The organism is Paraburkholderia sediminicola, from assembly GCF_046027355.1.
Taxonomy (GTDB): Bacteria; Pseudomonadota; Gammaproteobacteria; order Burkholderiales; family Burkholderiaceae; genus Paraburkholderia; species Paraburkholderia sediminicola_B.
Genome location: NZ_JAQQEK010000088.1, coordinates 1 through 2346 on the forward strand (window position 1 = coordinate 1; position 2346 = coordinate 2346).

Consider the following 2346-nt stretch of genomic DNA (forward strand, 5'->3'; position numbering starts at 1 on the left):
TGCAAGCGCGCACATGACGCGAGTTTGTCTACAAAGAGAGGGGTTTTAGGACTAGCCCGGTAAAGCAGGCCACGCAGCAAAGCGTTCGCCGGGTTGTCGCGATCGGGCGAAGCGCGCAGGAAATGTCGCGTAAGCGCGAAGTGCTGCCGGAAGAGGTCAAAGCTTGACAGAAAAGCCAGGGAGCGAGTGATGCGCCGCCCACATTCACGAGTAGTTTGATGGCTGTTTTGGGCCCGCTTGTTCACCCGGGCACAGGTCTTGACGAAGACGTGTTTGACCGTGGCGGGTTCCGCTATTTCGGCCTTCGCCGCCGGGTAGCTGAACAACTGGTTGGTCACGATCCTCGTAGCGCTTCGGAACACGACCCCAGCACGCATCCCTTGGCCGCCGGCTTGTCGCGATGCTTCTGCAGCAGAACGTCGAGTTCGGCGCAGCGCTGATCGTTGGAGTCCAACAGTAGATACGGTTCGCCAACCTCGCACCAGCACCGTATCGTCTGCGACAGAGACTTCCATTGCAGCTGACAGTCATGCTGCGCTCAAACGGTATTCCTCCAATGTAGCCCAGACTTTAAAACCTGGAAAAATACCAGCGCCCCGCACAACCAATGCCCGCACCCGAAACCCGATGGCGGTGAAAGAGCGCCGGCGATTTCCTTATCGACACGCTCTACCAGCAAATCCCGTTACCGTAAGAATGCCCCAAACGGACATCGCTCTGTGATATTCGACAAACAAGACGGACCGGAATACGCCATGCTGTTTCGATTGTCCCAAACGCCGCTCTGGCCCGCGACGTCTCATTAGCCGCCGCCTTGGTAAAGGTCACGCAACTTCGCTGCCTGACCACTGTTCTGAAACTCCTCCAACTCGCGCATCACCTGCTCGCGTGTTTTGCCAGGGGAAACAGAAGGGGCAGGTGTGATAGTCGGAGCCCCGACCGCTGGATCCTGCGGGGCGTTCCCCTCCCCTATGGAATCCTTCTGGTTGGTCGCTGATTGCGCGAAGCATCCGTCTGCTGCGATTCCAGTCATCAGGGCAAGACAGACGGTGACCGATTGGTAACGTTTCATGGGTAATCTCCTGTGGAGTTTAAGAGATCGGCGTGTGCCTCTTTCGCCGACCGACAGCAGTCCTCGCTTGAACCGGGCAAGTCAGGCTCGTTGCAACGATCAACCAATCTGGAGGCACTCGACGAATGCCTTCTCAGCGTTGCTGTCGTACTCATTCTTGGTCAGACGAAACGCCGTCACAACGCACATGAGTAGGCGGTGGACAAGCAACACCCATCGAAAGATGTATGCATTCCCGTTGTCCGATTCGGGTGAAGTATCGGACAGCCGGCCTCCATGACGGCGCTTCTTGCTGAACCCATGCAGGTGTGGAGAATGCGGCACGACCCCGGTGATACATTTGTGGCTGATAGTAGTGATGGCGACCTGTTATTCTGTTTTTATCGTATGGTGACTACGCACGAAAGTGCTGTGCACCCGTGACACCGTCGCCGCTTTCGCTGGCATGTCCGTCTTACTCCGTTAGCCATGCTCGGTGGGGACCTGTCTAACCTGTGGTGCGCCGATAAAGCCTCGTTGATATTGCGCACTATCCGCTCACGGTTATCAAGCAACCTATGAGATCGTCACGCTTCCTGGTGCGCAAATTTGGCTCGGCGGCTCTGGAGCGTGCGTTCCGTTTGGACTATGCGCGTCGTCACGCGGAGCAACGCAGACTGGTTAGCACCCTCTTCACGCTCACATGGATAGGGTTTTCCGTTCGCGATTATTGGTGGAAGATGGACATCCTCGATCCGAACCACATCCATCACATCGGCTACGTTCGACTCGCAGGCGCCGTGGGTATGGCTGTTGCGGTATGGTTGATGTGGGGAGCGCGCGCCTTGGACGAACGCTGGGCCGACGGACTACATTGTCTATGGACGCTGAGCTGCTGGTTCGCCCTCTTGTGGATGTTGGTCATTTACCCGAGGACCCTGGCCGTCCCGGAAATTTTTCCGGTCCTTTATCTCACCGTCTTCATGATATTCACGGCGTTCCGGCTGCGCGCAATCATGGCGGCGTGGTTAGCCGGAATATGCTTTGTTACGTTCCGCCTGACGCTTTACCTCTGGCCACTGGATAATGCCAAACCGCCGCGGTTTTTCTGGATTACGCCCGGGTCGATCGTGCCCATGATGTGTATCGTTGGCATCATCGTCAGCATTCAGTTTGAAGGCGCTGCCCGGCGCGAATTTATGTCCCGGCGGACGTTGCGCGCAGCCAAGGCACGCGTTGAAGCGGCATCCCGCCTGGTCAACCAGCAAAATGCACGCATGAGAGAACTCGTCAAG

Annotated in this window: 2 protein-coding genes and 1 pseudogene; 1 reads left to right on the forward strand and 2 read right to left on the reverse strand. The window is 57.0% G+C overall.

Annotation, left to right across the window (positions count from 1 at the left end):
- Window positions 1-51: 51 nt before the first annotated feature.
- Together PQR42_RS45820 and PQR42_RS45310 are read right to left on the reverse strand one after the other, a co-directional pair.
- A pseudogene (locus PQR42_RS45820) lies at window positions 52-660 on the reverse strand (transposase family protein).
- Between the two features lie 142 nt (window positions 661-802).
- Window positions 803-1072 carry a hypothetical protein gene (locus PQR42_RS45310; protein WP_408205178.1) on the reverse strand — a complete coding sequence of 90 codons (270 nt, stop codon included), beginning with the start codon at window positions 1070-1072 and terminating at the stop codon, window positions 803-805.
- A gap of 557 nt (window positions 1073-1629) precedes the next feature.
- Between PQR42_RS45310 and PQR42_RS45315 the strand changes: the two genes are divergently transcribed.
- Window positions 1630-2346 (forward strand): hypothetical protein (locus PQR42_RS45315; RefSeq protein WP_408496055.1); only part of this gene is annotated, 717 nt, incomplete at its 3' end.